22 protein-coding genes are annotated in these 25,045 nt (G+C 29.3%); 18 read left to right on the top strand and 4 right to left on the bottom strand.

Annotated elements, in window-relative coordinates:
• Positions 1 to 37: 37 nt before the first annotated feature.
• The 5 genes from FAY47_RS02030 to FAY47_RS02015 all read left to right on the top strand — a co-directional run bounded on the left by FAY47_RS02030 (position 38) and on the right by FAY47_RS02015 (position 2,982).
• Positions 38 to 763: a FliA/WhiG family RNA polymerase sigma factor gene (locus tag FAY47_RS02030; RefSeq protein ID WP_143314721.1), complete on the top strand. Its 726-nt coding sequence runs from the start codon at positions 38 to 40 to the stop codon at positions 761 to 763.
• 14 nt (positions 764 to 777) lie between these two features.
• A complete protein-coding gene (locus tag FAY47_RS02025; protein WP_143314720.1) occupies positions 778 to 1,227 on the top strand; it encodes a hypothetical protein in 450 nt (149 codons plus the stop codon).
• Positions 1,228 to 1,304: 77 nt separating this feature from the next.
• Positions 1,305 to 1,427: a hypothetical protein gene (locus FAY47_RS21115; protein WP_279232032.1), complete on the top strand. Its 123-nt coding sequence runs from the start codon at positions 1,305 to 1,307 to the stop codon at positions 1,425 to 1,427.
• Positions 1,424 to 2,194 (top strand): flagellar hook-basal body complex protein, encoded by a 771-nt coding sequence (locus FAY47_RS02020; protein ID WP_143314719.1) that lies wholly within the window; start codon positions 1,424 to 1,426, stop codon positions 2,192 to 2,194. Before FAY47_RS21115 ends, FAY47_RS02020 begins: the two co-directional genes overlap by 4 nt.
• A 17-nt stretch (positions 2,195 to 2,211) precedes the next feature.
• Entirely contained in the window at positions 2,212 to 2,982 is a 771-nt protein-coding gene (locus FAY47_RS02015; RefSeq protein WP_143314718.1) for a flagellar hook-basal body complex protein, read from the top strand.
• Between the two features lie 42 nt (positions 2,983 to 3,024).
• On the opposite strand, the gene FAY47_RS02010 is transcribed toward FAY47_RS02015, so the two are convergent.
• Positions 3,025 to 4,668: a putative manganese-dependent inorganic diphosphatase gene (locus FAY47_RS02010; RefSeq protein ID WP_143314717.1), complete on the bottom strand. Its 1,644-nt coding sequence runs from the start codon at positions 4,666 to 4,668 to the stop codon at positions 3,025 to 3,027.
• A 196-nt stretch (positions 4,669 to 4,864) separates the two neighbouring features.
• Here FAY47_RS02010 and FAY47_RS02005 point away from each other — a divergent pair, with 196 nt between their 5' ends.
• Positions 4,865 to 7,411, top strand: coding sequence for a calcium-translocating P-type ATPase, PMCA-type (locus tag FAY47_RS02005; protein ID WP_143314716.1), 2,547 nt, complete (start codon positions 4,865 to 4,867; stop codon positions 7,409 to 7,411).
• Positions 7,412 to 7,458: 47 nt separating this feature from the next.
• Here FAY47_RS02005 and FAY47_RS02000 read toward each other — a convergent pair whose 3' ends face one another.
• A complete protein-coding gene (locus FAY47_RS02000) occupies positions 7,459 to 7,869 on the bottom strand; it encodes a hypothetical protein (RefSeq protein ID WP_143314715.1) in 411 nt (136 codons plus the stop codon).
• A gap of 249 nt (positions 7,870 to 8,118) precedes the next feature.
• Here FAY47_RS02000 and FAY47_RS01995 point away from each other — a divergent pair, with 249 nt between their 5' ends.
• The 6 genes from FAY47_RS01995 (at position 8,119) to sigF (ending at position 14,295) form a co-directional block, all read left to right on the top strand.
• On the top strand, positions 8,119 to 9,069 hold the full coding sequence (locus tag FAY47_RS01995) for a DUF4003 family protein (protein ID WP_185966687.1): 951 nt from the start codon (positions 8,119 to 8,121) through the stop codon (positions 9,067 to 9,069).
• 13 nt (positions 9,070 to 9,082) lie between these two features.
• Positions 9,083 to 10,129 carry a DNA polymerase IV gene (locus FAY47_RS01990; protein WP_143314713.1) on the top strand — a complete coding sequence of 349 codons (1,047 nt, stop codon included), beginning with the start codon at positions 9,083 to 9,085 and terminating at the stop codon, positions 10,127 to 10,129.
• A 135-nt stretch (positions 10,130 to 10,264) separates the two neighbouring features.
• Positions 10,265 to 12,556 carry an AAA family ATPase gene (locus tag FAY47_RS01985; protein ID WP_143314712.1) on the top strand — a complete coding sequence of 764 codons (2,292 nt, stop codon included), beginning with the start codon at positions 10,265 to 10,267 and terminating at the stop codon, positions 12,554 to 12,556.
• A gap of 191 nt (positions 12,557 to 12,747) precedes the next feature.
• Positions 12,748 to 13,083, top strand: coding sequence for an anti-sigma F factor antagonist (gene spoIIAA, locus FAY47_RS01980; RefSeq protein ID WP_143314711.1), 336 nt, complete (start codon positions 12,748 to 12,750; stop codon positions 13,081 to 13,083).
• Between the two features lie 14 nt (positions 13,084 to 13,097).
• Positions 13,098 to 13,529 carry an anti-sigma F factor gene (spoIIAB, locus tag FAY47_RS01975; RefSeq protein WP_143314710.1) on the top strand — a complete coding sequence of 144 codons (432 nt, stop codon included), beginning with the start codon at positions 13,098 to 13,100 and terminating at the stop codon, positions 13,527 to 13,529.
• Between the two features lie 10 nt (positions 13,530 to 13,539).
• The gene (gene sigF / locus FAY47_RS01970) at positions 13,540 to 14,295 is read left to right on the top strand and encodes an RNA polymerase sporulation sigma factor SigF (protein WP_143314709.1); all 756 of its coding nucleotides are present in this window, start codon (positions 13,540 to 13,542) and stop codon (positions 14,293 to 14,295) included.
• A gap of 149 nt (positions 14,296 to 14,444) precedes the next feature.
• Here sigF and FAY47_RS01965 read toward each other — a convergent pair whose 3' ends face one another.
• Positions 14,445 to 16,178: a methyl-accepting chemotaxis protein gene (locus FAY47_RS01965; RefSeq protein ID WP_143314708.1), complete on the bottom strand. Its 1,734-nt coding sequence runs from the start codon at positions 16,176 to 16,178 to the stop codon at positions 14,445 to 14,447.
• 180 nt (positions 16,179 to 16,358) lie between these two features.
• The gene (locus FAY47_RS01960) at positions 16,359 to 17,510 is read right to left on the bottom strand and encodes a 3D domain-containing protein (RefSeq protein WP_243129511.1); all 1,152 of its coding nucleotides are present in this window, start codon (positions 17,508 to 17,510) and stop codon (positions 16,359 to 16,361) included.
• A 176-nt stretch (positions 17,511 to 17,686) separates the two neighbouring features.
• Between FAY47_RS01960 and spoVAC the strand changes: the two genes are divergently transcribed.
• The 6 genes from spoVAC (at position 17,687) to holA (ending at position 24,949) form a co-directional block, all read left to right on the top strand.
• Positions 17,687 to 18,142, top strand: coding sequence for a stage V sporulation protein AC (gene spoVAC / locus FAY47_RS01955; RefSeq protein ID WP_143314707.1), 456 nt, complete (start codon positions 17,687 to 17,689; stop codon positions 18,140 to 18,142).
• Between the two features lie 11 nt (positions 18,143 to 18,153).
• A complete protein-coding gene (spoVAD, locus tag FAY47_RS01950; RefSeq protein WP_143314706.1) occupies positions 18,154 to 19,176 on the top strand; it encodes a stage V sporulation protein AD in 1,023 nt (340 codons plus the stop codon).
• Positions 19,177 to 19,188: 12 nt separating this feature from the next.
• On the top strand, positions 19,189 to 19,545 hold the full coding sequence (gene spoVAE / locus FAY47_RS01945; protein ID WP_143314705.1) for a stage V sporulation protein AE: 357 nt from the start codon (positions 19,189 to 19,191) through the stop codon (positions 19,543 to 19,545).
• A 125-nt stretch (positions 19,546 to 19,670) separates the two neighbouring features.
• A complete protein-coding gene (locus FAY47_RS01940; RefSeq protein ID WP_143314704.1) occupies positions 19,671 to 22,160 on the top strand; it encodes a cation-transporting P-type ATPase in 2,490 nt (829 codons plus the stop codon).
• A gap of 22 nt (positions 22,161 to 22,182) precedes the next feature.
• Positions 22,183 to 23,886, top strand: coding sequence for a ComEC/Rec2 family competence protein (locus FAY47_RS01935; RefSeq protein ID WP_143314703.1), 1,704 nt, complete (start codon positions 22,183 to 22,185; stop codon positions 23,884 to 23,886).
• 28 nt (positions 23,887 to 23,914) lie between these two features.
• The gene (holA, locus tag FAY47_RS01930; protein WP_143314702.1) at positions 23,915 to 24,949 is read left to right on the top strand and encodes a DNA polymerase III subunit delta; all 1,035 of its coding nucleotides are present in this window, start codon (positions 23,915 to 23,917) and stop codon (positions 24,947 to 24,949) included.
• Positions 24,950 to 25,045 lie beyond the last annotated feature (96 nt).

Genomic DNA, 25,045 nt, shown 5'->3' with positions numbered 1-25,045 from the left:
AGCTTATGTAGAGAGAGATTTAGAGGAGGAAGAGGTAATGACCACCTTAGATATTGTAGAAGGAAAAGAACAAATAGTAGCAAAATATATACCTTTAGTTAAATATATTGCTTCAAGGGTAAGTTTAGGGAAAAACAAGTATATGGAGTATGAAGACTTAGTAAGCTATGGGATGATTGGCTTAATGGATGCTATGTCAAAATATGATAAAAATAAAGGTATGAAGTTTTCTTCGTATGCATCAATAAGAATAAAGGGTGCAATTATTGATGAAATTAGAAAGTGCAGACCTATATCTAAGGGAGCAATGGATAAGTTAAATAGATATAATGAAGCTGTTGAAGAACTACAAAGAAAATTCTTTAGAGAGCCTTCTATAGATGAAATAGCAAAACATATGAATCTATCTATTAATGAAATAGGAGAGATAGAAAATTATATAAATTATATTTCAGTTGTTTCTTTAGAAGATATCATATTTTCTGACGGAGAAGATATGACTATAATGGGTATTATTGAAGATAAGAATAGTCCAAGCCCTGAGCAAAGCTATGAGAAAGATGAAGAAGTTGCAATGCTTGCTAGAGCTATAGAAGGACTTAAAGAAAAAGATAGAACAGTTTTAAATTTATATTATTATGAAGGATTAACATTAAAAGAAATTGGAGTAGTATTAAATGTCTCTGAATCTAGAGTTTGTCAATTGCATAGCAGGGCTATTAGAAAGCTACGTGAAAAGATGCTTGCTATGAATTATTTATAGAAGAGGTAAATTGTATGCCAATAATATTGATAGTAATAGGTATAATTCTAATATTTTTAAATTATAAAGCTATAAAAAAAGGTGAAAACTCCTTTGGAAATGTGTTAAAATACAAAGAGGAAGATGTTTCTGACCTAGAAATTAAAATAGGTGAGGTTAGAAAGGATATGGCTGAAAGTTTACTGGAAATACAACAGGATATCCTAGAATTAAAGAATTCATATAAAGTGGACGATAATGATAGTGTTAAAGAAATAGACGAAGATAAAGAAGAATTGAAAAAAGATGAAAAAGCATATTTACTAGGTTCGGATGAAGGAGTCATCAATAATATTACTGAAAAAAGTAAAACAGAAAGAATAAAAGAGCTTCTTGAGATGGGCTTAAGTGAAGATGAAATTTGTGAGAAGCTATCTTTAGGCAAGGGGGAAGTACTATTAGTAAGAGGATTATTCAAAAAGTAAAGATAATAATAGATTTTTTTAGTGATAGAAAAATACTATTTGGAATAGGTATAGGATTAATCTTAGGAGTTATACTCATGTTTGGTTATGAGTATAAGAGTACTATTTCCGATGCTAAGATAGAAGAGAGAGCTAGAGATATGGGAATGCATTACGAAGGTGAATGCAAAGTACTATTTGAAAGGGATGGGAAAAAATGATTAGAAGTCTTTACACAGCTGTATCAGGAATGATAGCTATGGAAAATAAGCAAAATACTGTTACTAATAATATGGCAAATGCTAATACAACAGGATATAAAAGAGAAAATCTTGCAACAAAGAGCTTTAAAGATGTGTTAGTTGAAAATAAAGACAAAATACTTGGAAATAATAATGTTACACAAAAATTAGGTAAAATGAGTTTAGGTGTAGCTATTGATACTGTTGACACAGCATTTACTCAAGGTGACTTAAAGCAGACCGAAAATATTGGCGATTTTGCTATAGATGGTAGAGGTTTCTTTGCAATTCAGACTCCACAAGGTGTTAAGTATACTAGAGATGGTCAATTTAGAGTTAATAATAATGGTAATTTAGTCAACAATTCAGGTGATTTAGTATTAGGAATAAACAACAGAACTGGTGCTGTAGAACCAATAAATGTTGGTAAGGGAGATTATACAATAGATGATTATAATAACGTTAATGTTAATGGAGTTTCTAATTATAAGTTAGCTATAGCGGATTTTCAGGATTATTCAAAGCTAGGAAAAGCAGGGGACAACTATTATACTGGAGAAAATGCGGTATATGTGAATAATGCTACAGTTCGCCAAGGATTTTTAGAAACATCAAATGTTAACATAATGAATGAAATGGTAGATATGATAAGCACAATGAGAAGTTTTGAAACAAATCAAAAGTTTGTTAGCATGATTGATGAAAGTTTGGGGAAAGCTGCAAACAATATTGGTTCTGTTAGATAATAAAGAGGTGAAATGGGATGTATAGAATTTTAAGTACTAGTAAAGCTGGTATGAATGCTAATCAAACTAGATTAGATACTATAGGAAATAATATAGTTAATTCAGAAACTACAGGTTATAAAAAGGTAAATGTAGGATTTCAAAATTTATTAAGTGAATCTTTAAATAGACAAGGTTATAGAACTAATGATAAAGGAGCTTCAATGGGAACAGGTGTAAAAGCTAGTGAAATGTTTAGAGATAACTCTCAAGGTAATTTGATGACAACTGAATTACCTACAGATTTTGCTCTTGATGGACCAGGTTTCTTTAGAGTTCAACTAGCTAATGGAAATGTTGCTTATACTAGAGATGGTTCATTTAAGATTGATGGAATGGGAAGATTAGTTGATGCTAATGGGAATAAGCTTGAATTAAATTATGTAAATGGAAGATCAGAAGATAATACTAGTTTTAAAAGAAATAATATTTTAGTAGATACAGCAGGAAATGTGTTTACTAAAGAAGGAGATTCTTTTACAAAGGTAGCTGAAATTCCTGTGTATACAGCTACAGGAGATACTTCATTTACTTCAGTTGGGAAGAACTTATTTATGCCTACAGATGGAGCAAGGTTAGAGAGATCTACAGAAACTGATGTCCGTCAAGGTATGCTAGAAGCATCTAACGTAGATTTAACTACTGAAATGACAGATCTTATAGTAGCACAAAGAGCATTCCAACTTTCATCAAAGGGTGTAACCACTGCTGATCAAATGCTTGAAATGATTAATAATATGAGAAGATAAATAAAAAAATTAGTGATAAAATTTTTATCACTAATTTTTTTATTATATTAATGCTATTGTATTTGTTAGTGGTGGTATAACTTGTTTCTTTCTTGATAGTACACCAGGAAGGAAGCAAGTTGAATCTTCTAGTTTCACTGAAAAAGTCTTCTCTACTATTTCTGGAGACTTACCTGCTACTAAAACTTGAGATCCTTCATTCAATATATCGGTAAGTAGAAGTATAATAGTATCAAATCCACCTTCTTCTGCTTTTTTATTCATATATGAAAGCATATTTTCCTTAAGTGGCATAAATCCATCTATATCCATAGTGTTTACTTGTGCAACACCGATTTTCATATCACCGATTTTAAATGGTTTAAAGTCTTGATTGTATATTTCTTCTACTGTTTTGCCTTGTAATGATGTTCCTGCCTTAAACATTTCTTTGGCAAAGTCGTCTATATCAGATATTCCAGCTATTTCAGCTAACTTTTTACATGCATGAATATCTTGTTCTGTGCATGTTGGGCTTCTAAATAGAAGAGTATCTGAAATTATTGCCCCGCATAATAGCCCTGCTGCTTCCTTAGAAGGTCTTATTCCATTTTCAAAGAAGCACTTTGATACTATTGTAGAAGTACTTCCAAGAGGCTCGTTTCTAAAGTAAATTGGATTATTAGTTTGAATATCAGCAACCCTGTGATGATCTATAATTTCTAAAACTTCAGCTTCATCTAATCCATCAACAGATTGGCCTCTTTCATTATGGTCAACTTGAATAACTTTTTTCTTAAAGTTAGAAATAAGATGGTATCTAGAAATAGTTCCAACAACCTTTCCATCAGAATCAGTTACAGGATAACTTCTAAATCTAGTTTCAATCATAGTATCTTTTATATCATCAACTAAATCATCTTCAGTGAAAGATATTAGATTGTCATTAGCCATAACATAACTAACAGGAATACTTTGTATTATTAATCTTGAAGCAGTAAATGAATCGTGAGGAGTACTTATTATATTAACTCCAGCTTCTTTAGCTTTTTCTATAATTTTATCAGAAACCTTATGAGATCCTGTTACTATCATTAATGAAACATTTATATTTATTAAAGCTTCTTGCACATCTGGTCTATCACCAGCTATAGCTATATCTCCTTTTTCAACCATTCCTTTTAAGCTATCAGGTTGCATTGCAGTTACTACAATTTTGCCAGGAAATCTTTGGTTGTTAGCGTTTATATATATTTCTTTAGCAGAAAGAGTATCGATTATATTGTCTATAGTAGTATTACTCTTATCTAAAATTACATTGTCCCAAATATCCATATAAGATGAAGTTAAATTTGAAATTGATAGTATTCCAACTAAATGATCATTGATATCTGCTACAGGTAAAGATTTTACGTTTTTATCTCTCATGATATTCCATGCCATTTTTAATGAAATATCAGGTGAAATTGGACTTATATTATCTATATCTAAATCACCAACTTTAAGCTTTACAGTTTCTAGATATTCAGGTGCCTTTACGTTAAATCTATCTAAGATATATTGAGTTTCTCTATTTACATTTCCAAGTCTTACTGGAATTGCAGGAAGCTCACTAGTTTTGTTTTTAAATTCAGCATATGCATAGGCTGCACATATAGAATCCGAATCTGGGTTTTTATGTCCAGTTACATAAACTACGTTTTTCAAGACGATTCCTCCTTTATTATTAAATTTACATATTATATTTTAAGGCTAAAAGGCTAAAAAGTAAAGAAAGGGTCGAAATAGAGTTTTTTTTATATCTTATACAACAGAAGAAATATATTATGTATTTTTTATTATGTTCTAAGTCAATAGAAGAAAAATATATATATTATAGAGTTTTGTTTAAGGAGGAAAAAGGGTGATACAGGAAAAGACAGTAATTCCGGGATTATCAACAAGAGAAGCAGAAAAAAGAATAAATAAAGTTGGATTAAATGAATTACAACATAAAAAGAAAATTTCACCTATTGTTATCTTTTTATCTCAATTTAATGATTTTATGGTGTGGGTATTATTAGGAGCAACAGTTATTTCAGGAATAATGGGAGATACAGCAGATGCAATTACTATAATAATAATAGTAATAGTTAATGCTATACTTGGGTTTATTCAGGAGTTTAGAACTGAAAAGTCATTGGAAGCGCTTAAAAATTTAGCAGCACCAACTTGTAAAGTATTTAGAGATGGAAGAATAAAAGTTTTAAATTCTATTTATTTAACTATAGGTGATGTTGTTGTATTAGAAGCAGGAGATAGAGTACCAGCTGATGGGGAGTTATTTGAAGCTTCTGGAATTATGGTAGATGAGTCACTATTAACTGGTGAGTCAGTTGGTGTTAGTAAAGATTCTTCAAGTAAAAAGTGTAACGTGTTTATGGGGACAACCGTATTAAAAGGGAAGGGTATATTTAAGGTAACTAGAATTGGTATGGACACTGAAATGGGGAAAATAGCCAACCTTCTAGATAATATTAAGGACGAAAAGTCACCGTTAAAGGAAAGGCTTGAATCTTTAGGGAAAATTTTAGTTATATTATGTTTGGTTATATGTGGAGTAGTAACAGTTCTTGGAATAATTAGAGGAAATGATGTAACAGAAATGTTTTTACTTGGAGTAAGCTTAGCTGTTGCGGCAATTCCAGAAGGATTAGCAGCCATAGTAACAGTAGCCTTAGCTCTAGGAGTATCAAGAATGCTTAAGAGAAATGCTCTAATTAGAAAGTTGCCAGCTGTTGAAACTTTAGGCTGTACATCAATAATATGCTCAGATAAAACAGGTACATTAACACAAAACAAGATGACAGTAAAAGAAGTATATATAAATGGAAGAATTGTTGAATTAGAAAGAGAAAAATTAAAGGATTATGAATTCTTTAGAAAGGCATTAGTCTATTGTAATGATTGTAACTATGACTTTAATGAGAAATATATGGAAAGAGCTTTACATGGAGATCCAACAGAAACAGCCTTAATTAAGTTGTTTTTTGAAGATGTAAAGGATCTTGAAGGTTACATAGGTAAAGCTGAAAGAGTTTTTGACATTCCTTTTGATTCAACTAGAAAGATGATGTCTGTAATTATAAAGGAAAGTGGTAAAGAAACTTGCTATGTAAAAGGTGCTCCAGAAAGGTTAATAGAAAAGTGTTCATTTATACTAGAAGATGACAAAGTCAAACCTCTAACATTTCAAAAAAGAAAGAGGGTAGCAGCATTTATTGAAGCAATGTCATCAAGGGCACTAAGATGTATAGCTGCTGCCTATAAAGAAGAAGGACTAACTAAAAGTGAAAAGTTAGAACAGGGATTAATATTTATTGGAGTAGCTGGGAGTATAGATCCTCCAAGACTTGAAGCTAGAGATGCAGTACTAAAATGCAAACTAGCAGGAATTAGACCAATAATGATAACTGGAGACCATAAAAATACAGCTTTAGCTATAGCAAAATCTTTAAATATATGTAATAGTGAAGAACAGGTTATAGTAGGTGAAGAGTTAGAAAATATAAGCGATAAGGAATTAGATAAAAGGCTCGACACAACTAGAGTTTTTGCTAGAGTTTCACCAGATCACAAGCTTAGAATAGTAAGAGGATTTAAAAAGAAAAATAATGTTGTAGCTATGACAGGTGATGGTGTAAATGATGCTCCAGCGATTAAAGAAGCTGATATAGGTATATCTATGGGACTTTCGGGTACAGATGTAACTAAAGAAGCATCATCTATGATACTTATGGATGATAATTTTGCAACTATTGTAGCAGCTGTTGAAGAGGGAAGAGTTATTTATGATAATATAAGAAAATTTATAAGATATTTATTGTCTTGTAATTTAGGAGAAGTATTAACTATGTTTTTAGCATCATTATTTACTTTGCCTAATCCATTAACGCCGATACAGATTCTTTTTGTAAACTTAGCAACTGATGGGCTTCCTGCTATAGCTTTAGGGGTGGACCCTGCAGATAAGGATATAATGAGAGAAACTCCTAGGGAAAAAAAGGAGGGGATATTTGCAAGAGGGTTAGCAGAAAAGATTTTAGTTAGAGGATGTTTAATTGGAATATGTACTTTACTTTCATTTATGATATCAAGATTTTATGGAATGAACTTAGTAGCTTGCAGGACTATTGCGCTAGCTACGCTTGTAATGTCACAATTATTTCATGTTTTTGAGTGCAGGTCAGAGAGACATTCAATATTTGAAATAAAATTATTTACTAATATGTATTTAGTTGGTGCTGTAACAGTTTCTATAATTATGCTTTGCAGCATACTTTATGTTCCTTTTTTGCAAAATGTTTTTCATACAATACCTTTAGCCTTAAATCAATGGCTTATTGTATTATTTTTCTCAGGAACTATTGCTATGATAAATAGTGTCTATCTGTTTATAAAAACAAAGTAATAAAAAAGCCTTGTCATAATATTTCTATCATGCCAAGGCTTAAATCTTTAGTATCTCATTCTTCCAGCTTGTTGTCTTGATTTTTTTATTTGAGAATGATCTATTGGAACTAAATCCTTTTTAGTAGTCAGATTAAGTATATTTTGTAAAGTAAGAACATCAGCATCTTTCTTACCTTTAATACCCTTAAGTCCCATCAGCATAACCTTATGCCCTACTTTTACAGGAATAAAATCTACTTTTTTAAACCATCTGTTTTTCACATACTTAGCTTTAAGCACTGCTTTACCAGCTTCAGGTTTTATAATCATATCTACAACTAATCTGTGAAAGAAAAGGTAACTTTTTTCTTTGATTTTTATAGAAACAACTGTACCTGCAGCACTAGCTATCCTATCTCCGTATTTTTGAAAATAAGAATCTCTAAAATATTTGTCAAACTTATCTTTAAAGCTCATAGCAAATCTCCTTTATATATATTACATATAAGTCCTATGATAATTAAACCTTATCATGAGTATTATAACATAGTTTAAAGTTTTGTAAAATTAAAATTAATTAATATATATATTATAAATTTGACATCATGTTGACAAATTATATTAATAAAATTAAATTAAGGAATAAATAAGGTTTTTAATACCTTATTAAGAGATAATTATAGTATAATATATATGTATATAAATATGGTAGAAAGAGTGAGTGGGATGAAGATGAAAATAGAAGATATTTGTGACTCAACAATAAGAAATTATAGAAAAGCAAAAGAGGAATTAAGGTTTGATGGAGATTACATTAATCATTTATCTTCATTGATTTATGCACAAGAGGGAAAAGAAATTCCAACAAAAAAAATAAAAGAAGTAAGGAGTTTAATAAAAAGAGAAACTTCAAGAATGTCTGCTTTTAGAGGAGATATTTTATATATAGTGTCTTTATTAATATCATTAGAAGAGGATGTTAATAATTTTATAAGTAATATGTTTTCTGTATACGATAAACTAATGGAAGTAGGATTTAAAGATAGTCAACATTTAGTTTTAGCTAGCTATACATTGGTTAAATATGTAGAAGATGAAGAACGTTTTTCAAGGATTTTATATATGAGAGAGATTTATGAAGTGATTAGAGGAAAGTATAATAATGTTACTAATCATGAAGATTATTTAGAGTGTGCTCTTTTAGCTATAAATGATGTAAGAAAAGAGTTAATTATAGAATATATGGATAAACTATTTGAGAGATATACGAAATTAGATATACTTTCAAATAATAGTATACAAGGATTAGCTATGACTTTGCTATTAAATAAAAATAAGAAAGCTACTGATAAAGTGGAAGAGTTGCTTTTGGAGTTTGAAAAAGAAGACATCAAGGTAAGTCATCAGTTAATACCTCTTTTTGGAGCTATATCAGGATATGATGAATCTAAAAAATATATAAATAAGATAAATGAAGTAATACAGTATCTATGTGACGAAGATGGACAATATGAATTTTACATGGATAAAGGATTTAGAAAATTTATAAGTATAGCAATAATTGAATACTCTAGAAATATAAAAGAAGAAAGGTATATTAATGAGCTTCTATCTGTAGGAATATATTTAATCCTTGTAAGTAAGAATCAAGGTATATTTGCAGAGGTATTAGCTTAATAAAAACATAGATATGGATAGAATTATATTACATGTAGATATGGATGCATTTTTTGCGTCAGTTGAGATAAAAGATAATCCTTCATTAAAGGGAAAGCCAGTTATAGTTGGGGGTATAGGTGAAAGAGGTGTAGTTTCTACCTGTTCCTATGAAGCTAGAAAATATGGAGTTCATTCAGCTATGCCTGTTTTCTTAGCAAGAAAAAAATGCCCTATGGGAATTTTTTTACCTGTAAGATATTTTAGATATAAAGAAACCTCTGAGAGAATTTTTCGAATATTCAGGGAAGTAACACCAATAATTGAGCCTCTTTCAATAGATGAGGCCTTTTTAGATATTACAGATAGCAGATTTAAAACTGGAGAGAAAGCAGCATTATATATAAAAGAAAGAGTTAGGAGGGAGTTAGGACTTACATTATCAATTGGCATTTCTTATAATAAGTTTTTGGCAAAGCTAGCTTCTGATTGGAATAAGCCAAATGGTATTATGGTTATAACTAAAGCAATGATACCTGATATACTTATGCCGATTCCTATATCAAAAGTTTTTGGACTTGGTAAAAAATCAGTAGGAAGGCTAAATAATATGGGCGTTTTTACAGTAGAAGATCTATATGAGCTTCCTAAAGATTTTTTACAAGGTATTTTAGGGAAAATGGGACTTGTGGTATATGACAGGATTAGAGGTATAGATAACAGAGATGTTGAAACCTTTAGAGAAAGGAAGTCTGTTGGAAAAGAGAGGACTTTAAAGGAAAATACAATGGATAAAGATGAATTATTAATTTATATTAAAGAGTTTTCAAAGGAAGTAGGCTCTATTTTAGCATCTAAAAATATTTTAGGGAAGACAGTAACTTTAAAATATAAAACAGGTGATTTTGAAAGTCACACTAGGAGTAAGACCTTAAATTATTATATATCTACAGAAGAAGAGATATATGAAGTCGCTAAAGAAATGCTTATAGGAGAAGAAATTAATGAGGAACTTAGATTAATAGGGATTAGTATATCTTCCTTTAAAGAAACAAGGATAGAACAACTCAAATTATTTTAGAAAAATTATATTAATTTTTTAAAAGTATTATCTAAATAGGCAGTAGAAGAATATTAATATAGTAGATTACTAAAAAGGAGGGAGCTACTTAAATAAGACTGTTTTAGTACAGTTTTAAAAGTGGGTAATTATTAAATGAAAAAAGAGTTAACTCCAAGTGAAGTACTATTTAATATTGATCTAAATGAAGGAGAAGAAAATGTAAAATTTAATGATATTCCTAGTATAAATTTAGCATATCAAAAGGTTAGGAGAGCTATTGAAATTGAAGAAGAGGGGTATAATTTATATCTAATAGACTCTTTTTCAAAAGATAAGCTAAATAACCTAATTAAATTTATTGAGGATATTCACAAGGATTCAAATTCACCTAAAGATATTTGTTATGTAACTATAGATGATCCCAAAAAACCAGAGGCGATTTTTTTGAGTAATGGAAAAGGGAAAGAGCTTAAAGATGAAGTTGAGAATATTAAAAATAGCTATTATGAAGTAGTGATGGAGTTTTATAATACCTCCTCTGAATCAGAAAAAGATAATATAATAGAAGAAGTTCATAGTAAAAGAAGTAATTATATTGGTGAACTTGTAGATATGGCAAAGAATGAAGGGTTTGATGTAAAAGCAACTACTGGAGGTTTTGCTTTTTTACCTTTAAAAGAAGGTAAAGCTATGACTGAAAAAGAATATGATGTCTTAGCAAATGAATCAAAGGATTCAATAGTAAAAAAGGCTTCTAAACTCAGGAATAAAGCAGAATTAGTACTTGAAAAGCTAAAGGATATCGAGCTTACATCTATTAAAAAGTTAAAGGATATATACGCAGAATTTTTAGATGTTGAGTTAGAAGAAGAGAAGCAAGAATGTTTGTTAAAATTTATAACTGATGATGATGCCTATGAATATTTAGAAAAATTGTTCTTTAATATAGAAAAGAATTTAGTAGATTGTTATACAATTAATATAGATGAAGATGAAGCTAATATCAATGAAATATTAAATAAATATGATATCTCTGTCTTGGTAGATAACAGTAATTATAAAAAACCTAGAGTTATATTTGAGGAAGACCCAAGTATAGTAAATTTATTAGGTAATGTAGAATATGAAAATCATAATGGATTATATACAAGTGAACTTTCTTTAATAACACCAGGATCGGTTCTTTTAGCAAATGAAGGATGTATTATTTTAAGATTAAATCAATTAATAAGCAATGGTTATAGTTATTATTATCTAAAAAAGACTTTAATGTCAGGAAAAGTGAATATAGATTTATCTAAAAGTTATTTAGATATATTATCTATTAATGGATTAAAACCAAAGGCTATTCCTATAAAGGTTAAAGTGATTATAATTGGAGATTATGAAAGTTATGATGTCCTCTATGATGCTGATGAGGACTTTAGAAGGTTATTTCCTCTTAGAGTAGAGTTTTCTAATGTAATTAATTATAAAGATATAAAAGGTAAGTATTTAAAGAATTATATTATAGATAGGGGAAAGAAATATAATATAAATAATATAGATGATAATGGAATTAAAGAAATAATAAAATATTTATCTAGAATAGCTAATAGTAAAAAAAAGGTTAGTATAGAAGAAAGTGATATAGATAAAATATTAATATTGACGGAAAATGAAATAAAAAATCATGGAAGAAGAGAAGTTTTTGGTAAGGACATAATAAAGGTAGCATATGAGGAAGAACTAGTAGAAGAGCAGATAATGGATATGTATAAAGAAAAGAAAATATTAATTTCATTAAAGGGGAAAAAAGTCGGATCGATAAATGGATTAGCTGTTTTGAATTCAGGATATTATAGTTTTGGAAAACCTATGAAGGTTACATGTATTGCATGTAAAGGGGATGGAAAGCTAATAGATGTTCAAAAGGAAAGTAATTTATCAGGAAGTATACATGAAAAATCAATAAATATACTTTCAGGACTATTAAGTACTATCATAAACCCTTATGAAAAGTTACCTGTAGATTTTCATTTGAGTTTTGAACAAACTTATGGAAAAATTGATGGAGATAGTGCATCTGTTTCGGAATTCTTATGTTTATTATCAGCTTTAAGTAAATATGCTATCAGACAAAATATAGCAGTAACAGGGTCAATTAATCAATTTGGTGAAGTTCAACCTATAGGAGGAGTAAATGAGAAGATAGAAGGTTTCTATAAAACTTGTAAGCTTATGGGGGAATGGGGAGACAAAGGTGTTTTAATTCCTTCATTAAATAAAGAAGAGGTGATTTTAAAACCAGAGGTAGAAGAGGCTATATTAAAGGGAGAATTCCATATCTATACTATGGATGATTTAGAGGATGCAATAGAGATTATGATGCTAGATAAAAGTCATGATTTGGAGGGATTTTACAAAGATATTTCCAAGGAAATAGATAAATATAGAGTAAAATAAAATTAAAGAAAAATATAAAGCGAGGCAAGTGAATTTTTCAACAAGCTTCGCTTTATATTTTTTTGATGTTCCAATAAATGTAATAAAATTCATAATATTGTTGACTATCACTTAACAACTGTGTTAAAATATGGAAAAAGGGCTTACGAGGAGGTGAATTACTCTAAGGGGGATCTCTAGGGTAACATAATATGTATCTAAAGTTTGAGAAGAATGAAGATAAACTCATTGCAAATCTAGTTGGAGAGCTAGATCATCATAGTGCTGAAGAGGTTAGAGTTAAGATTGATGATAGAATTGACAGAGACAATATCCAAAAATTAATCTTAAATTTTTCAGGAGTAACATTTATGGATAGTTCAGGAATTGGGGTTGTAGTTGGAAGATATAAAAAGATATCGTCAAAAGGTGGTGCACTTTGTGTAACTAATGTTACTAATGGTGTTAATAGAGTATTTGAGTTGTCAGGATTATTCAAAATTATAGATAGCTATAGTAATGTGACAGAAGCACTAAAGTGCATTTAATGGAGGGGTTTTTCATGTATGATAATAAGATAAAAATTGAATTTGAAAGTAAGTCCCAAAATGAGGGCTTCGCAAGGGTTGCAATAGCAGCTTTTGTCTCTCAACTAGATCCAACAATAGAAGAGATAACAGATGTGAAAACAGCAGTATCAGAAGCTGTTACAAATTCAATCATTCATGGCTATGAAGGAAAAGAAGACGAAAGGGTTTTAATAGAAGCTGAGCTATTAAAAAATGAAGTTACTATAACTGTAATCGATTATGGAAAAGGTATAGAGGATTTAGAAAAAGCAAAAGAGCCATTATATACATCAAGGCCAGATCTTGAAAGATCAGGTATGGGTTTTACGGTTATGGAAACTTTCATGGATAGTATGATAGTTGAAAGCAAAAAGGGAGAAGGTACAAGGGTAGTATTAAAGAAGAAATTTAGTACAGTAAGTTAGGTGGAAAGGTATGGAGAAAGGGAATTTTAAAAGAGAGGAATTTAATTATGAAGATAACACAGAGTTACTTCCTCTAGCAAAAGATGGTAATGAGGTAGCTATGAATAGATTGATAGAAATGAACCTTCCTCTTGTATCCTCATTAAGTAAGAAATTCTTAAATAGAGGATATGATTATGAAGATATATTTCAAATAGGTTGTATAGGCCTTGTTAAAGCTATAAAGAATTTTGATTCAGCTTTTAATGTAAAATTTTCTACTTATGCTGTTCCTATGATTATGGGTGAAATTAAGAGATTTCTTAGGGATGATGGAATGATTAAGGTAAGTAGAAATGTAAAAAGCTTGGCTAGAAAGATTCATTTTGATAAGGAAGAGTTAACTAAAAAATTAGATAGAGATCCAACTATAGATGAACTATCAAATTATTCGGGAATAGATAAGGAAGACATAGTCTTTGCTGTAGAATCATCATCCAGTTTGCAATATCTTTATGATACAATTCATCAAGAGGATGGAGCGCCTGTGCTTTTAATAGATAAGCTTAGTCAAGATGGAACTGATGATAGCGAAATGGTAGATAAAATTGCTTTAAAGGAAGCTTTAAGAAGTTTAGATGAAAAGGCTAGGCAGATTATTGTTCTTAGATATTTTAAGGATAAAACTCAGGTACAAGTAGCTAAGATGCTGGGAATAAGTCAAGTTCAGGTTTCTAGGATTGAGAAAAAAGTTTTACTTGTAATGAGGGAGAAGTTACAGGAATAGTATCTAACTTAGGAGCATAGACATATGGTGAATTTATATATGTTTAATATTTAATGAAAATTAAGTATTTAAAGAATTATAATAAAAAAACTCCAACCATTAAATTATTAGTGGTGGAGTTTTTTTACTAATGCAAGATTTTTAGCTTTTTAATATTTAAACTTATTTATATTCTTCTTCAAGTTTTCAGCTAAATGAGCCATTTCATTTACTGAATTAGAAAATTCAGATAAAGAAGAAGTTTGTTCTTCAACAGAAGCTGCCATTTCTTCAGTAGAAGCAGCATTTCCTTCTGCAATAGAAGAAAGGTTTTGAATTATTTCATTAATATCATCACTTTGGTTTTTCATAAATTTACTTGTGTTATTTAGGTTTTCCAAAGAACTACTTGACTTTTCTATGCTCTCAGAAATACCAGTAAATTTATCGGAAGTTTTGTTAAGGCAAGCATGTTCATTGTTTATAATTTCAGTAATTTTATTCATAGTTTCAACTGCATTTTCAGTTCTATAAATTAAGTTTGTTATAGTTTCATCAATTTCTTTTGTAAATTTATTCGATTCTTCGGCTAAGTTTCTAATTTCTTCGGCAACTACAGCAAATCCTTTTCCATCTTCTCCAGCTCTTGCAGCTTCAATGGCAGCATTTAAAGCAAGAAGGTTAGTTTGCTCTGATATATCCTTAATCATTTGACTAGCTTGTTTAATCTCAGCTGCTTTATTATTAGTATCGATTATTATTTCATGAATATTATAAATAGAATTGTTACTCTGGGTATTTTCGTTTTTAAGAAGAGATAACATATCCATACCTTCAGTTTTATAAGTTTCGACTTTTTTCATTATGTTGTTTAAGGCAGCCATATTAGAATTATTCTTATCTATGCACGCACTAAGATTAGAAACTTTATTAACACCATCTTCTGTATTTTTTGCTTGTTTACTTGCACTGTCAGCTATTTGAACTACAACATTTGAAATTTCATTTGCTGTAAAATTAACTTGTTCTATATTATCAATTAATTCTTTTGAATGATTAGTAACATTAGAAGCTAGATTATTAGCAGTTGACATAAAACTTCTTAAATTTTCAACTATTATATTAAGGGCTTTACCTATGTCTCCGATTTCATCTTTTAAGCTTAAAATATTACTAGGTACATTTTTGGAAACATCAAGGTTTTGTATGTTTTTAGAGAAGTTAACTATGGATTTTAAATTTTTAGTAAGTTTTTTGCTAATTAAAACAATAGCAATTTCTGTGATTATTAAAGATGCTATAGATAGTACAATAAAAAGTATTTTTAAATTATTTAAGCTATCATTAACTATTTTTGATGCTGAGTTTGTAGAAATACCAATTTCATAGGCTCCAATAACATTTCCAGAAGAATCAGTTATGCATCTATATTCTGTTTTATAGTTGTAACCAAGTACATTTGTTTCACCGGTATATTCTTTACCAGCAGATAGTCTTTTATATGCTTCAGAAGAAGTATCGAGGACTGTATCTATAGCTCTTTTTCCAGTGTCATGACGAATGCTTGTTGAAATCCTTACAAAGTCGTTACCACTTTTTAAATATATAGAAGCGATATCATTAAAATCGTTTGATACCATATCTACTACAGTATTGGTGCCTTTAATATCTACATCCTTATCATCTACTAAGATACCATCTGTAAGTTTCAATCTACCATATACAAGTTTTATATAAGATAAAAAAGCGTTATAGTTATTTGAAAGCCTTTCTTCAACTTGACTATCAGAAAGCGTTTTCATGTGAGCGCTGCTTCTATAATAAGATGCTAAACATAGAGTGCATATAATTACTGCAAAAATAATAGTAAAGAATATAGTAAATTTTTGTTTTAAACTTTTCATTAATATATCCTCCTTTAAAATTAATGATATATAAATTATAAACTTTTTGGTAAAAGATTCCTATGAAAATACTATAGAAAATGATTGTATGATTTTACAAAAGTTATGTAATGAAATTGAGAAATGCAATTTTTTAACTAAAAAAAGATGCTGACTAAAATATAGTACAGCATCTTTTTATTAATTAATTAAAAGAACAGTAACATCTTTTCGCCCAAAGGCAATACAGTCTGCTTCGCTATTCATAAATAAATCTATTCTCATTCCATGAATGTCTCCACCAGTATCAGCAGCTATAGCATAGCCATATCCAGAAACATAAACCGTACTGCCTAAAGGAATGATACTTGGGTCAACAGCTACAGTACTTAATCCATTTGGATTTCTAACAGGAATCGTTCCTGTTGCAGTTGATGTATTAGCAGTGTAAGCTGTAGCTTCCATAGTATAACTCTGCTTATAGGAGCTTGGACTACCACTAAAGCCAGAATTACTGTTTGGACTTGGTGTTAATTTCTTCATTTTTTCTTCAGCTTTAGCAATGGAAGCTTTTGCTTCATCCTTTACAGAAGGAGTAGAAACTTGATCTAGGAATCCTTTTAAAAAGATAGCAGCATAGCTCAAGGCACTATAATCAGAAGAATCAGAATTAATAATTTCAATATATTTTGCAATAAATTGCGCTTCATTCTTACGAATTGCGTCCTTTAAATTAGCCTTTTCTTGCGCAAGCTTGGCCTTAGTTTCTGAAAGAGAATCTTCTTTTGATTTAACTTCCTCTAATTTCTTTTTATTTTCTTCAGTTAGAGCTACAAGATTTTCTTTTTGTTTAGTAATAGAATCCATAGCCTTATTTTGTTCATTAACTTTCTCACGAATTCCTTCTATTAACTTTTTATCTTGATTAATAATTATTCTACAAGAGTTAACTTTATTAAAGAAATCAGTTAAGCTTTTTGACTTGAAAATAAAAGATAAATAGTTAAATTCAGAATAGCTACCGCTTTTATACATTTCTCGTAATCTTTCATCAAGTATTTCTTCATTCTTTTTTATATCTTCATTTAAAGAATTTATTTTCTCTTGGGTATTGTCAATTTCTTTTTGAGTTGTTTTTATAGAATTTTCATTATTAGATACAGTTTCTTTTAATTCAGCTACTTCTTTTTGTGTTTTTGCAAGATCAGTATCTAATTGTTTTAACTTGTCAGAAACTACATTTAATTGAGCATTGTTAGCATCATTAGCAGTGAATGATGTAGCTTTAGCTGTAAATGGTATGTTAATTATTAAAAGCATAAATGCTAATATAATCGAAGTTATTTTTTTCATATGACCACCTTTATTGAAATGTATTAAAATTTAAAGAATAAAATTATTCTCTAATTGTAATAATAGCATAATACTTGGAAAAGGACAAAGCTTGGTTTAGCTCAACATAATTTAGAGAATGAGAATCTTTATTTTACAGATACTATTTATGTAGTATTTTAAGGAGAGTAATTTTAATGGTTAGAGAGAAAGAAGTAGAGAATAAATTTCAAACTTTAACTAAAGAAATAGAACCAAAGCCTAAAATTTTAAGAAATTGCTTTAGAGCTTTTTTTGTTGGTGGTTTAATTTGTGATCTAGGACAATTGATAATGAATTTTTTAAGTAGATATGATTTATCAAGTGGAGATATTTCTAATATAACTTCTATTATAATGATATTTTTAGGTGGATTATTAACAGGACTTGGTTTATATGCTAGGTTAGCTCAATATGCAGGAGCAGGTACTGTTGTTCCTATAACAGGTTTTGCTAATGCAGTAGTTGCTCCAGCTATAGAATTTAAGAAGGAAGGATTTGTCTTTGGAGTAGCAGCTAAGATGTTTACTATTGCAGGACCTGTACTAGTTTATGGTATCGGATCGTCAGTTATTATAGGAATAATATATTATGTAGTTAGTTTGTATGGATAGGAGTGAAGTAAGTGGGAGATGAATTTAATAAGAGAAGAGGACAACAAACTATAGAGTTAAAGGAACCTCCTAGAATAATATCCACATTTTCTATTGTTGGACCAAAGGAAGGAGAAGGACCTCTAAAACATTATTTCGATGAAGTTTTAAAAGATGATACCTGTGGAGAAGAGAGCTATGAAAAAGCAGAAAGCGAGATGATGTATAAAGCTATAGGGGAATCTATAAAAAAGGCAGGTCTAACCGAAAAGGATATTAATTATTTATTTTCGGGAGATTTATTAAATCAAATAATATCATCAACCTTTGCAGCAAGAAAGTTTAAGATACCTTTTTTCGGACTATATGGTGCTTGCTCAACTATGTCTGAATCCTTAAGCCTAGGAGCTTTACTAGTAGATGGAGGATTTGCTGATTATGTGGTAGCAGCAACTTCATCGCATTTTAGTTCAGCAGAAAGGCAATTTAGATTTCCTTTAAATTATGGAGCTCAAAGGAGTAAAACAGCTCAATGGACTGTGACAGGTGCTGGTGCTATGGTATTAGGGAGAAAAGGAGAATTTCCTAAAGTAAGATATATTACAACTGGTGTTGTTAAGGATTATGGTATTACTGATCCAAGTAATATGGGAGCAGCTATGGCTCCTGCAGCTGCACATACAATTTATAAGCATTTTAAAGATACAGGAAGAGAACCTAAGGATTATGATTTAATAGCAACAGGTGATTTGGGAAGAGTTGGAAAGAAAATAGCAAATGAATTATTACTTGAGTATGGTTATGATATAAAGGATAATCATATAGATTGTGGAGATATGATATTTAACGATGTAGTACAGAATACGGAATCAGGTGGAAGTGGCTGTGGATGTTCAGCTGTAGTTGCATCAGGATATCTTTATAAAAAGTTGATGACTAAGGAAGTAAAAAAGGTGTTGTTAGTTTCTACAGGAGCTCTAATGAGTACTACATCATCACTTCAAGGGGAGAGTATACCTGGAATAGCTCATGCAGTATCTATAGAATTTGATTAAGGAGATGATTTTTTGGATTTTTTAAAAGCTTTCTTTGTTGGAGGATTAATATGTGTTATAGGACAAATACTAATGGATACTACAAAATTAACACCGGGAAGAATATTAGTTGTTTTTGTAACTATAGGAGCTATTCTTGGAGCATTTGGAATTTATGATAAAATAATAGAATTTGCAGGAGCAGGGGCAACTATACCTCTGCCGGGCTTTGGAAATAGCCTAGCTAAGTCTGTTATAAAGGAAGTTCAGTTAACAGGTCTTATAGGTGCCTTTAGTGGTGGAATAAAAGGTGCTGCTGCAGGAATTACAGCATCTATTTTTTTTGGATATATTATGGCTGCTATATTTAATCCTAAAACAAAAAGATGATGTTATGTATTATATATTTTAGTTTTTTTCAGTTTAATTTGTTTTTTATAATAAAAATATGTTAGGATGGTAGAAAATATATTATAATAATATGGAGTAATTATCACAGAAATGGAGGAAGCATTTTGAATATTTATAGCAATAATTCTTGGAAGGCTATTGTTGAAATGCTTAAGAGTGATATATATAAGGGATTAAGTGAAGAAGAATGTGAGAAAGAAAGAAAAAATTCAGGGGATAACAGAGTTTTTGTTCCGTATAAAAATGGATTCATAGCATCTTTAAAAAACTTTTTCAGTATATATATTTTTTTAAGTGTAGCAATAATAGGAGTTTTATTTTATTATAGTGAATATGTTATGGGTAGCATATCCACCGCTATTATATTAATAAGTTTAATAATAAAAATTATTTATACTAAAAATAAAACGAACAAGATGAAATTTTTACAAAATTTAAATAATACAACTACTAAAGTGTTGCGTAACGGAATACCAAAGGAAGTAAAATCAGAAGAATTAGTAAAAGGTGATATAGTTTACTTTTCCAAGGGTTCATTAGTGCCAGCGGATATTAGAATAATTACGGCAAATGAAATTAAGGTTGATGAAAAGAATATTACAGGTGAAAATTTCTTGAAGGAGAAATTTGACAGTAAAATAGATGAGGCAATTTATTCTATAGCTGAAATGAAAAATATGCTATTTAAGGGATCTTCAATAGCTGAAGGTGAAGGAACAGGAATTGTAGTAGCAACTGGAAATTTAACAGAACTTGGAAAGATGTTTACTATGATAATGGATGCAAGTAAAAATAAGCATACTTTAGGTAAACGAGTAGAGAAAAAAGTAGGAAAAATAATGATTATACTTTCATTAGTGGCAATTGGGACATCAATAGGAAGTTATTATTTTCAACAAAACCTTTATGGGTTATGTTTATCATTATTTGCAATACAGGTAATGCCTTTAATAAGCATAGCTTTTTTATATGGAATTATTTTAAAGAAAGATTTACATAAAAAGGGCATAGATTTGGTTAATATGTCTACATTAGATATAATAAATGAAATAGAAATTCTTTTTATGGACAAGATAGGATCAGTTACAAAAGAGGAAATGATAGTAGATAAGTTATATGTTAATAATAAAATTTTTGAAAGCAAAGAGATTATATATAATAGAGAAGTTACTATTAAGAGATTAATTGAAACTATAGTTCTCTGTAATAATTCTACATATGATGCTGATCAAGATTTAGGAGAAGGAGAATTAAAGGAAGTAGCTTATTTAAAGTTTGCAAATGAAAAGATGGCATATAAATCTATGTTAGAGGCAAATCATAGAAGGGTATTTGAAATCCCTATGGATACTGATAAAAGAGTAATAACTACGATAAATAAAGTGAAACAAGGTTCAAGAGCAAATTGTCGTGGAAATGTAGATGCCATATTGGATAGATGTAGTTACATAATGATAGATGGTTTAGAAAAAGAGATTACTCCTGAAGATGTAGAAAGAATAAAAGCAATTGATTATAATTTTTCTTTAGAGGGATTAATTACACAAGGTATAGCATATAGAAGTTTTAGCTATACTCCATCTAGAGAAGAAAATATAGAAAATAATTTGGTTTTTGTAGGACTAGTTGCATTAGATAATCCTTTAAATGATGACATAGAAGAGGAAATATCAGAAATAAAAAATAGGGGAATAATACCTATAATGATTACTGATGATAATAAAATAGTAGCAACTTCATTAGGGAAAAAGGCAAAGCTTGTTTCATCAAATAACAAGGTTATTAGTGGAATAGAGATTTATTCTTTAGGAAATGAAGAATTAATCGATACGGTATCAAGAACTAGGGTTTTTTCTAGAGTTACGCCAGAACTTAAGGCTAGGATAATTGGATTATTTATAAAAGATAAATATAAAGTAGCAGCTAGCGGTGAAAGTTTAGGAGAATTGCCAACCATAAGTTTATCTAATTTAGGTATAGGTAAAGGAGATGCTCCTAAAATTATAAAAAATGCTGCAGATTTATTTATTAAAAATAATTACTTAAAAGGCTTTTTAAGTATATTTGATATTGCAAGGAAATTTAATGATGGACTAGCTAAGGTTCAAGCAGCGATTATAACCATGTTGTTTTCGGAAATAGTAATAATAAATACTCTTCCTTTAATAAACAACAATATACAAGTAAGTTATATTCCAATAATAATAATAAATGTAATTCTAGCTATACCTTTGTTTTTAACTTTAATTCATTCGCCAAGAGATGATGATAATAAGTTTATTTTGAGGAGCATTGTTTATAGTGTACTTGCTTTAGCAGCTATATATGATGCAAATAGCAGTTTTGAAATAGTATTAGTGGCTACTCTTGGAGCATTTTTACTTATCAATACTTTTATAAATGTTTCAATTCCTCTTAAGAGGGTGTCAGCTCAATTAGTATTATTTATAGTTAGTATATTAATATGGCTTATGTCAGTTGGTGGACTAATATTTTTATATGGATTAACTTTATCAATTTTTGCTATGGTGAAAATTGGTGTAATTATATTAATTAATTTGATTTATGAATTAATACTGAAAAGGTGTCAATGATTTAGGATGAGGTGATTCATCCATGAAATTTAAAGATATAGAAAAGGTTAATAGCCCTATAGTATATATAGTGTTATCATTTATACTTGGGTCAGTAATTTATGGTTTATATGATAAATATTTATGGCTAGCAGTAATCTCTGCTAGCTTATTTTTTGTTTTTACTTTTTTTAAGTCAAATATGATGTTTACTATTATTGTAGTTGCATTTTTTCTTCTGTCCTTAGTAGATAATGTTGCATATTATAAAATTAATTTTTCTAATAGTTTTAGTGGAAAAGTTCAGATAGTCGAAGTAAAGTCGTATAGTAAAATAGCAACCTACAAAGGAAAGAGATTTTATCTTCAGGGGGAAGGTTCAAAATACAAACAAGGGGATAATATTTATGTAGAAGGAGAGCTTACAAAGGGAATAGATAAGGATAAAGGAATATTAGGTAGCATAACTGTTAAAAAGGGGAGAGTTTTAGAAAAGAGTTTAGTAAGCAGGTTATACGACATAAGAGAAGAAATTTATGAGAAACTTAATAATAACTTGGGAAGAAGGAAAGCTGCATTAGTGTCTTCATTAGCTTTTGGATTTTCTGATTATTTAGATGAAGAAGATAAGGAGGATATGAAGAATTTAGGGGTAATCCATGCAATCAGTGTTTCGGGACTACATGTAGCTTTGATATTTTCCTTTCTGAGAGCTTTTTTAGGAAAAGGGATATCATTGGGGATTACTTTTATATATGTACTTTTTACAGGAGCACCATTTTCTTCACTAAGAGCTTTATTTATGATAAGTTTAGTCTCATTAGCTCCAAGTGCAAAGAAAAATTATAATCCCTTAAGTGCGCTTGCTTTAAGTGCAGGGGGGATAACCTTACTGAGTCCCTATGCACCATTTCAATTAGGATTTCAATTATCTTTTTTAGCAACTCTTGGCATGGTTTTATATTCAAAAAAAATTAATAACATATTGTATAAATTACCAACATACATAAGAAAAACTGTAGCGACATCTTTGTCGGCTCAAGTATTTACCATGCCTATTATAATGGCTTCGTTTAAAGAATGTTCTTTTGTTTTTATTTTAGGTAATTTAGTTTTAGAACCTATTTTTAATATTTTAATAATTCTAGGAAACTTTTTATTATTAGGTCTCTCAATAAATCCTATATTTGATTTCATTTCTTTTGTATTATTAAAAGTTATAAATATATTGGATTTTTGCACTGACTATTTATATGATTTAAGTAGTAGTGCTTATATAGTAAATGAAGGAGCTGTACTGATCTATTGTTCTATGTTTATTAGCGTATACTTTTATTTTAAAGGAATAAAAAAACTTAAAATTTTACCAGTAGCAGCTGCAATAACTGCTTTTATATATGTATATAGTCCTATAATGCGCATTGACTATTTAAAAGAGGGAGGGCTATTAATATCATATAGGGGAGATAGAAAAATAGTTTCAAATATAAGAAATATAGATATGGGAAAGCTTAAAAAAGTAACATTGGCGAAGGAAGCTTTTAGAGAAACTAAAAATATTACTACTAAAAATGGTTTGATAATAAAAGCAGAAGGGAAAAATTATTTGCTAAAAGTAGGGGGAAAGGAATACCTATTACGGATGAATAATAGGCAAAAAATAAATGGAACTTGTGATATAATTAATTTCGTAGAGAAAAAATCAAATGGTTTATTTGTAATAGATGATAAGATTTTATTATATTAGATAGTGTTTTGATGAAAGGCGGATTAACTTGATTACTTACGATACATTTGAAAATGAGATTAAAAATAAGACTATAAAAAATTCGTATATATTTTGTGGTGGAGATGAAGAATTAATAAAAGAGGGTATAGATTTTTTAGTTAAACCAATCGTAAAGGATGGCTTTGAAGATTTAAATTATACAAGGTTAGATGGGTTAACTACCACTATGGATGATATTATGAATGCTTGTGAAACCATGCCTTTCATGGGAGAGAAGAAAGTTGTTTTAGTTTATAGAGCTAACTTCTTAAGGGACAAATCTGATAGTTCAGCAACTAAAATTTATAATGAATTAAAAGAATATTTGAGAGATGTTCCAGAGTTCACAGTAATTATATTGTATTATGTATTTAATGATAAAAGGGAAAATCCTAAAAAGAACAAAAAACTAATGGCTTTAGATAAGATTACGGAGATAGTTCATTTTGATAAATTAAAGAGAGATAGATTTGTAAAAAAGGTTGAAGATGTATTTAGGGAAAAAGAGAAAGAAATAGGAAAGTTTGAGTTAAGGTTTTTCTGTGAAAGGGTACAGAATAACTTTAATATTATAAGAAGAGAGGTAGATAAATTAATTGATTATACTAATGGAAGGAGCATAAAAAAGGAAGATATAGAAAAGCTCATACCTTCCAAAAGTGAAGAGGATATATTTGATTTAGTTGATCTTATTTCACAAAGGAAAATAGAAAAAGCAATAGATATAATGGATGAATTATTGTTTAAAGCAGATCAGCATATGCTTATAATAACATCTATAGAATCTCAGTTTAAGAAGTTATATAACATTAAATTAGGAATGGAAAAAGGAAAAAGAGTTAATGATTTTGTAGCAGAGTTAAAGGTGCCATCCTTTGTTTGTGAAAAGTTAATGAATTTGAGTTCGAAGTTTTCAAGAAGACAACTAGAGGAATTAGTTAAGCTTTCTGTGGATACTGAAGCAAGACTTAAATCATCAGGAGTAGATAAAACTATGGAACTTGAATTGCTTCTACTTAATACATTGATGATAAAAAAGTGATTAAGATAAAAGCCATCTAGAATATAAAATTTAGATGGCTTATTTTTATATAAAGTTTATATAAAATACGGAAAAATATTTTTGTAAGATTACACA

The organism is Clostridium sp. HBUAS56017, from assembly GCF_007115085.1.
GTDB lineage: Bacteria > Bacillota > Clostridia > Clostridiales > Clostridiaceae > Clostridium > Clostridium cibarium.
This window is presented reverse-complemented; position numbering and strand designations above follow the sequence as displayed.

Bases quoted from the DNA above. Each gene is read 5' to 3' on its own strand.
- FAY47_RS02030 (WP_143314721.1), top strand. From the start codon at position 38: ATGACCACCTTAGATATTGTAGAAGGAAAAGAACAAATAGTAGCAAAA.
- FAY47_RS02025 (WP_143314720.1), top strand. From the start codon at position 778: ATGCCAATAATATTGATAGTAATAGGTATAATTCTAATATTTTTAAAT.
- FAY47_RS21115 (WP_279232032.1), top strand. From the start codon at position 1,305: ATGTTTGGTTATGAGTATAAGAGTACTATTTCCGATGCTAAGATAGAA.
- FAY47_RS02020 (WP_143314719.1), top strand. From the start codon at position 1,424: ATGATTAGAAGTCTTTACACAGCTGTATCAGGAATGATAGCTATGGAA.
- FAY47_RS02015 (WP_143314718.1), top strand. From the start codon at position 2,212: ATGTATAGAATTTTAAGTACTAGTAAAGCTGGTATGAATGCTAATCAA.
- FAY47_RS02000 (WP_143314715.1), bottom strand. From the start codon at position 7,869: ATGAGCTTTAAAGATAAGTTTGACAAATATTTTAGAGATTCTTATTTT.
- FAY47_RS01995 (WP_185966687.1), top strand. From the start codon at position 8,119: ATGAAGATGAAAATAGAAGATATTTGTGACTCAACAATAAGAAATTAT.
- FAY47_RS01990 (WP_143314713.1), top strand. From the start codon at position 9,083: ATGGATAGAATTATATTACATGTAGATATGGATGCATTTTTTGCGTCA.
- FAY47_RS01985 (WP_143314712.1), top strand. From the start codon at position 10,265: ATGAAAAAAGAGTTAACTCCAAGTGAAGTACTATTTAATATTGATCTA.
- spoIIAA (WP_143314711.1), top strand. From the start codon at position 12,748: ATGTATCTAAAGTTTGAGAAGAATGAAGATAAACTCATTGCAAATCTA.
- spoIIAB (WP_143314710.1), top strand. From the start codon at position 13,098: ATGTATGATAATAAGATAAAAATTGAATTTGAAAGTAAGTCCCAAAAT.
- sigF (WP_143314709.1), top strand. From the start codon at position 13,540: ATGGAGAAAGGGAATTTTAAAAGAGAGGAATTTAATTATGAAGATAAC.
- FAY47_RS01965 (WP_143314708.1), bottom strand. From the start codon at position 16,178: ATGAAAAGTTTAAAACAAAAATTTACTATATTCTTTACTATTATTTTT.
- FAY47_RS01960 (WP_243129511.1), bottom strand. From the start codon at position 17,510: ATGAAAAAAATAACTTCGATTATATTAGCATTTATGCTTTTAATAATT.
- spoVAC (WP_143314707.1), top strand. From the start codon at position 17,687: ATGGTTAGAGAGAAAGAAGTAGAGAATAAATTTCAAACTTTAACTAAA.
- FAY47_RS01935 (WP_143314703.1), top strand. From the start codon at position 22,183: ATGAAATTTAAAGATATAGAAAAGGTTAATAGCCCTATAGTATATATA.